Origin of the sequence: Burkholderia sp. KCJ3K979, from assembly GCF_016759955.1 — a bacterium.
GTDB lineage: Bacteria > Pseudomonadota > Gammaproteobacteria > Burkholderiales > Burkholderiaceae > Burkholderia > Burkholderia orbicola.
The window spans coordinates 1-6,578 of record NZ_JACFYV010000302.1 but is presented as its reverse complement, the minus strand read 5'-3'; the positions used below and the strand labels follow the sequence as shown (position 1 = coordinate 6,578).

6 protein-coding genes and 1 pseudogene are annotated in these 6,578 nt (G+C 68.0%); 5 read left to right on the top strand and 2 right to left on the bottom strand.

The window, feature by feature from the left end:
• From H3O04_RS33085 to rsmA, 4 genes are all read left to right on the top strand, one after another.
• Window positions 1–1,076, top strand: a 1,076-nt coding sequence (locus H3O04_RS33085; protein ID WP_202589290.1) for an LPS-assembly protein LptD, incomplete at its 5' end; no start/stop codon positions are given.
• Between the two features lie 51 nt (window positions 1,077–1,127).
• Window positions 1,128–2,486, top strand: a complete 1,359-nt coding sequence (locus H3O04_RS33080; protein WP_011546172.1) for a peptidylprolyl isomerase — start codon at window positions 1,128–1,130, stop codon at window positions 2,484–2,486.
• Window positions 2,487–2,496: 10 nt separating this feature from the next.
• Window positions 2,497–3,486: a 4-hydroxythreonine-4-phosphate dehydrogenase PdxA gene (gene pdxA, locus H3O04_RS33075; RefSeq protein WP_202589289.1), complete on the top strand. Its 990-nt coding sequence runs from the start codon at window positions 2,497–2,499 to the stop codon at window positions 3,484–3,486.
• Window positions 3,487–3,533: 47 nt separating this feature from the next.
• Window positions 3,534–4,361, top strand: a complete 828-nt coding sequence (gene rsmA / locus H3O04_RS33070; RefSeq protein WP_006477861.1) for a 16S rRNA (adenine(1518)-N(6)/adenine(1519)-N(6))-dimethyltransferase RsmA — start codon at window positions 3,534–3,536, stop codon at window positions 4,359–4,361.
• A gap of 91 nt (window positions 4,362–4,452) precedes the next feature.
• Here the strand turns inward: rsmA and H3O04_RS33065 are convergent, their stop codons facing one another.
• Window positions 4,453–5,388, bottom strand: a complete 936-nt coding sequence (locus tag H3O04_RS33065; RefSeq protein ID WP_124477121.1) for a DMT family transporter — start codon at window positions 5,386–5,388, stop codon at window positions 4,453–4,455.
• Window positions 5,389–5,741: 353 nt separating this feature from the next.
• On the opposite strand from H3O04_RS33065, the gene gloA reads away from it, so the two are divergent.
• Complete coding sequence (gloA, locus tag H3O04_RS33060) at window positions 5,742–6,125, top strand: lactoylglutathione lyase (RefSeq protein WP_006477863.1); 384 nt, start codon at window positions 5,742–5,744, stop codon at window positions 6,123–6,125.
• Window positions 6,126–6,233: 108 nt separating this feature from the next.
• Here the strand turns inward: gloA and H3O04_RS33055 are convergent.
• A pseudogene (locus tag H3O04_RS33055) lies at window positions 6,234–6,578 on the bottom strand (M48 family metallopeptidase); the annotation flags it as partial.

Below are 6,578 nucleotides of genomic sequence, written 5' to 3'. Positions count from 1 at the left end.
CCGCCGATGCGACCGAAGGCGACCGGATCGTCTTCAACCCGTACATCTCGTACGGCGTGTACGGCCCCGGCTACTTCGTCGTGCCGAAGGTCCAGTACCACTTCGCGTCGTACGACCTGAACTACCTGTCGTCGACCACGCCGAACAGCCCGAAGCGCTTCACCGAGTCGATCCCGACCGTGACCTTCGACACCGGCCTGATCTTCGATCGCTCGGTGCGCCTGTTCGGACAGGATTTCATCCAGACCCTCGAGCCGCGCCTGTACTACGTGTACACGCCGTATCGCGACCAGTCGAACGCGCCGCTGTTCGACACCGCGGAATCGGACTTCGGCCTCGCGGAGATCTACCAGCCGAACACGTTCGTCGGTAACGACCGGATCGCCGATGCGAACCGGATCACGGCCGGCCTCACGTCGCGCTTCATCGATCCGCGCACCGGCGACGAACGCGCGCGCTTCGTGATCGCGCAGCAGTACTACTTCGCCGATCAGCGCGTCACGCTGAACCCCGGGCAGGCTGCCGTGCTGGCGCGCCACTCCGACCTGATCGTCGGCGCCGCGCTGAAGCTCGGCTCGGGCTTCATGTCCGAGACGGCGTTCCAGTACAACCAGAACAACAACCAGCTCGTGAAGTCGAGCGTCGGTTTCGGCTACAGCCCGGGCGAGCGCCGCGTGATCAACGTCGGCTACCGCTATACGCGAGCGAACACCACGCTCGACAACCAGCCGATCAACCAGTTCCTGGTGTCCGCGCAATGGCCGCTCACGCGCCGCCTGTATGCGATCGGCCGTTTCAACTACGACCTCGCCGGAGATCGCGTGGTCGACGGTCTGGTCGGCTTACAATACGACGCGGATTGCTGGGCGCTCGGGGTCGGGGTGCAGCGGGCCGCGAACGGCATCAATTCGTCGGGACAGCAGAACTCGTCGACGCGATTCATGATGCAGCTGACGCTCAAGGGCTTGTCGACCGTCGACAACGGCCTCGTGTCGGCATTCCGCGCCGGGGTGCCGGGCTACACGCCGTTGCCGCCGCCGCCGCCGCCGATGTCCCGCTTCAGCAACTACGAGTAACGCCGGCATGTCTGCACCGGTCAGCACGATTTCAATGGAGTTCCAGTGGCAATGAAGAAAACCCTTCGTTTCGCGGCAGTCGTGTCCAGCCTCGCCGCGTCCGCCGCGCTGCTCGTCGCCGCGCCGGCCGCGGCGCAGGCGCTCGGTTCGCAAGGTGCGCAGCTCGCCGACGAAGTCGTCGCGGTCGTCAACAACGACGTGATCACGGGCCGCGAACTCGACCAGCGCGTCGGCCTGATCGCGCGCCGGCTGCAGCAGCAGAACGCCCCGGTGCCGCCGGCCGACCAGCTGCGCGCGCAGGTGCTGAATCAGATGGTGCTCGAGCGTATCCAGGTGCAGAAGGCCAAGGACGACGGAATCCGTATCGACGACGCGACCGTGCAGGCCACGCTGCAGCGTCTCGCGCAGGCGAACGGGATGACGCTCGATCAGTACCGCGGGCGCCTCGAGGCGCAAGGCGTGCCCTGGAGCATCTTCACGAACGACGCGCGCACCGAGCTGATGCTGTCGAAGCTGCGCGAGCGCGAAGTCGACGGCAAGATCACGGTGTCGGACGCCGAGGTCGCGAACTACATCGCGAGCCAGCGCGGGCCGAACGCGTCGCAGCAGCAGGACCTGCGCTTCCAGCACATCTTCATCAAGGCGCCCACCAACGCGCCGCAGGCCGACATCGAAGCCGCGCAGAAGAAGGCCGACGCGCTGCTGCAGCAGGCGAAGTCGGGCGCCGATTTCGAGCGCCTCGCGAAGAACAACTCCGAAGCGAACGACGCGAAGAAGGGCGGCGATCTCGGCTTCAAGTCGCCGAGCGCGTTGCCGGCCGACGTCGTCGACGCCGCGTCGAAGCTGCGCCCGGGCCAGGTCAACCCGACGCTGATCCGCGTGCCGGACGGCTTCGAGATCGTGCGCCTCGTCGATCGCCGCCAGAGCCAGGGCGCGAGCGCCGCGGCGCCGAAGATCGTCCAGACGCACGTGCGCCATATCCTGCTGCGCGTCGGCGAAGGCAAGTCCGAAGGCCAGGCGCGCCAGCAACTGGTCGACATCCGCAACCAGGTCGAGGCCGGCGGCGATTTCGCGAAGTTCGCGCGTACCTATTCGCAGGACGGTTCCGCGTCGCAGGGCGGCGATCTCGGCTGGATCAGCCCGGGCGAGACCGTGCCGGAATTCGAGCGCGCGATGAACAACCTGCAGGACGGCCAGATCAGCCAGCCGATTCGTACCGAATACGGCTACCACCTGATCCAGGTGCTGAACCGCCGCGAGGCGGAAGGGTCGGTGCAGCAGCAGATGGACATCGCCCGTCAGGCGATCGGCCAGCGCAAGGCCGAGCAGGCGTATGCCGACTGGCTGCGCGAGCTGCGCGACTCGTCGTACGTGCAGTACAAGATCGGCGGCGTCGGCCCGGCGAACTGAGCGAGCATCGATGACCACGCCCGCGCTGCAGATCGCGATCACGACCGGCGAACCCGCGGGAGTCGGCCCGGAGCTGACCGTGCAGGCGCTGCGTGACGCCGCGCAGCGCTGGCCCGACGCGCATTTCACCGTGCTCGGCGATGCGGCGCTGCTCGACGCGCGGGCCGCGGCGGTCGGCGCCGACCCGGCCACGCTGGCCGGCGGCGCACAGGTGTCGGTCGCGCATCACGCGCTGGCCGTGCCCGCGCGGGCGGGCAAGCTGGACGCGGCAAACGGGCGGTACGTGCTCGGCCTGCTCGACGCGGCGATCGACGGCGCGCTGGCGGGCCGGTACGACGCGATCGTCACCGCGCCGCTGCAGAAAAGCACGATCAACGATGCGGGCGTGCCGTTCACCGGTCATACCGAATACCTCGCCGAGCGCACGCATACGCCGCGCGTCGTGATGATGCTGGCCGGCACCGGCCACCGGCCGCTGCGTGTCGCCCTCGCGACCACGCACCTGCCGCTGAAGGACGTATCGGCCGCGCTGACGATCGACGGGCTCGTCGAGACGCTCGCGATCATCGATCGCGACCTGCGGCGCGACTTCGGTCTCGCCGCACCGCGCATCCTCGTGACGGGCCTGAACCCGCACGCGGGCGAGAACGGTTATCTCGGCCGCGAGGAGATCGACGTGATCTCGCCGGCACTGGCCCGCGCGAACGCGCAACACATCGACGCGCGCGGCCCGTATCCGGCCGACACGCTGTTCCAGCCGCGCCATCTGGCCGATGCCGATTGCGTGCTCGCGATGTTCCATGACCAGGGGCTGCCCGTGCTGAAGTACGCGACGTTCGGCGAGGGCATCAACGTGACGCTCGGGCTGCCGATCATCCGCACGTCGGTCGATCACGGCACCGCACTCGATTTGGCCGGCACGGGCCGCGCGGAACCGGGCAGCATGATCGCCGCGCTCGATACGGCCGTCACGATGGCGCGCCATCGCCGCGCAGCCTGACGCTGCCGGTTTACCCCATTCGTCGTATTTTTCGTTTCATTCAGTCGATGTCGAACAGCAGACAGCACCAAGGCCATTTCGCGCGCAAGCGCTTCGGGCAGAACTTCCTCGTCGATCACGGCGTGATCGACTCGATCGTCGCGACGATCGGCCCCGCGCGCGGCCAGCGGATGGTCGAGATCGGCCCGGGGCTCGGCGCGCTGACCGGGCCGCTGATCGAGCGTCTCGCGACGCCCGAGTCGCCGCTGCACGCGGTCGAGCTCGACCGCGACCTAATCGGGCGCCTGCAGCAACGCTTCGGCGCGCTGCTGGAACTGCACGCGGGCGATGCGCTCGCGTTCGACTTCCGGTCGCTCGCAGCGCCCGGCGACAAGCCGTCGCTGCGGATCGTCGGCAACCTGCCGTACAACATTTCCAGCCCGCTGCTGTTTCACCTGATGACGTTCGCCGATGCGGTCATCGACCAGCATTTCATGCTGCAGAACGAAGTCGTCGAGCGGATGGTCGCGGAGCCGGGCACGAAGGCGTTTTCGCGGCTGTCGGTGATGCTGCAGTACCGCTATGTGATGGAAAAGATGCTCGACGTGCCGCCGGAATCGTTCCAGCCGCCGCCGAAGGTCGATTCGGCGATCGTCCGGATGATTCCGTACGAGCCGCACGAACTGCCGGACGTCGATCCCGCGCTGCTCGGCGAAATCGTCACGGCCGCGTTCTCGCAGCGTCGCAAGATGCTGCGCAATACGCTCGGCGACTACCGCGAGACGATCGATTTCGATGCGCTCGGCTTCGATCTCGCGCGCCGGGCGGAGGACGTGAGCGTGGCCGAATACGTCGGCGTCGCGCAGGCGCTGGCGGCGCTGCGCAAGGCCGGATGACGGACGCGCGTGGCGAGCCCGCCACCGTTGTATCGAAGAGGGCTGCCCGACCGGCAGCCTTTTTTATTGCCCGCGCGTGTTGCGCCGGCCGTCACGCCCGCCGGCGCGGCGGCGCGTTGACGAGCGCGATGCCGATCAGCACGAGCGCGGCCGCCGACATGAAGCGCCAGCCGACCGATTCGCCGAGCAGCAGCACGCCGAACGCGACGCCGAACAGCGGCGACAGGAACGTGAAGACGGACAGCCGGGACGCGCTGTAGCGCGTCAGCAGCCAGAACCACGACAGGTAGCTGACGAACGCGACGATCACCGACTGGTAAGCGAGGCTCGCCAGCGCGAGCGGCGTGACCTGCGCGAACGACATCTGGCCGCACAGCGCGGCGAGCGCGACCAGTACGAGCGCCGATACCGCGAGCTGGTAGAACAGCGTCTTGCTCGCGCTGGCCCGCGCGAGCGCCGTCGCGCGCACGACGACCGTCGTCGCGGCCCACATCGCGCCGCCGAGGATGCCGAGCGCGTCGCCGGCGAGCCCGGCCAGCACGGATGCGCCGGGTGCGCGCGGTTTCAGGAAGCCGTCCGCGAACGCGAGCGCGATGCCGGCGAATGCGAGGCCGACGCCGGCCCATTGCGCGCGCTGCAGCCGCTCGCCCGGTGCGAACAGGTGCAGGCCGAGCGCGGTGAAGCACGGCGCCGTGTACAGGAAGATCGCCATGTGCGACGCGCTCGTCAGCGTCAGCCCGAAGAACACGCAGATGAATTCGCCGGCGAACAGCGCACCGGCCGCGAGCCCCGCACCGAACGTGCCGTCCGCCTGAAACAGCGGCGTGCCGCGCGAGCGCGCCCAGCCCCATAGCAGCAGCGCGGCGATCGCCGAGCGCAGCCCGGCCTGGAACATCGGCGCGATTGCGGCGTTCGTGCTTTTGATCGCGACCTGCTGGAAGCCCCAGATCGCGCACAGCAGCAACATCAGGCCGACGGCGCGTGTATCGAGGGTGCGGCGCACGGGGGCGGCGGCAAGCGCGGTCATCGGCGCGCCTCGCGGGTCGGGCATGGCGGCAGCGAGGTTGGGCGGACGGCGCGTCCGGCGCGCTCGAATCGGCGGTTTCGCACGGCAGTGTGGCGGCAACGAAAGAGGGTGGTCGCGGTCGGGCGGCGGCTCGCATGCCCGCTTTTGGTGCGAAGTGGAGGGATGTTACCTGATCGGCGCGGTGATCGGGCGAGCCGGGTCGTGGCGTTTTCAGCCGCTGCGTTCGCGCGGTTCAACCGATGCGCCGCCCGGGCCGCCTCCGGCTGGGCGCCCCCGGCTAGGCGCCCCCGGCGAGTTTCACCCGACTCCGGTAGAATTTCCGGTTCTGGAAAGTCCCCACAGGAGTACAACACATGCGTTTGCTGCATACGATGCTGCGAGTCGGCGATCTCGACCGCTCGATCAAGTTCTATACCGAATTGCTCGGCATGAAGCTGCTGCGCCGCGAGGATTATCCGGAAGGCAAGTTCACGCTCGCGTTCGTCGGCTACGAAGACGAGAGCACGGGCACCGTGATCGAGCTGACCCACAACTGGGAGACGCCGTCCTACGATCTCGGCAACGGCTTCGGCCATCTGGCGGTGGCGGTCGACGATGCGTACGCGGCCTGCGAGAAGATCAAGGCGCAAGGCGGCAAGGTCACGCGCGAAGCGGGCCCGATGAAGCACGGCACGACCGTGATCGCGTTCGTCGAGGATCCGGACGGCTACAAGATCGAGTTCATCCAGAAGAAGTAAGCGCCGGACGAACCGGGCCGCGGCGTGCGATGTGCGCCGCGGCAGCGAAAAAGGGCGATGCGGGATAATCCGCATCGCCCTTTTTCGTTGACGCCGAAGCCGTGCGCGTCAAAGCGACGGCAGCAGCTCGGGCGGGTGATGCTTGAGCGTGTGCCGCGCTTCGCGGAACTCGGGGAAGATCGATTCGACGGTCTGCCAGAAGGCCGGGCTGTGGTTCATCTCGCGCAGGTGCGACAGCTCGTGCGCGACGACGTAGTCGATGATCGACATCGGGAAATGAATCAGCCGCCAGTTCAGGCGGATCTTGCCGTCGCTCGAGCAGCTGCCCCAGCGCGTCGCGGCCGACGACAGCGCATACATCGAATACGACGCCGAGCTTTTCCGCGTAGACCACGAGGCGTTCGCCGAAGATGCGTTTCGCTTCGCCCTGCAGCCAGCCCTGCACGCGATCCT

What these genes read in the sequence shown, in the direction of transcription:
- H3O04_RS33065 (WP_124477121.1), bottom strand. Translation starts at nt 5,388, where the DNA reads ATGACCGCGCTTGCCGCCGCCCCCGTGCGCCGCACCCTCGATACACGC.
- gloA (WP_006477863.1), top strand. Translation starts at nt 5,742, where the DNA reads ATGCGTTTGCTGCATACGATGCTGCGAGTCGGCGATCTCGACCGCTCG.
- rsmA (WP_006477861.1), top strand. Translation starts at nt 3,534, where the DNA reads ATGTCGAACAGCAGACAGCACCAAGGCCATTTCGCGCGCAAGCGCTTC.
- pdxA (WP_202589289.1), top strand. Translation starts at nt 2,497, where the DNA reads ATGACCACGCCCGCGCTGCAGATCGCGATCACGACCGGCGAACCCGCG.
- H3O04_RS33080 (WP_011546172.1), top strand. Translation starts at nt 1,128, where the DNA reads ATGAAGAAAACCCTTCGTTTCGCGGCAGTCGTGTCCAGCCTCGCCGCG.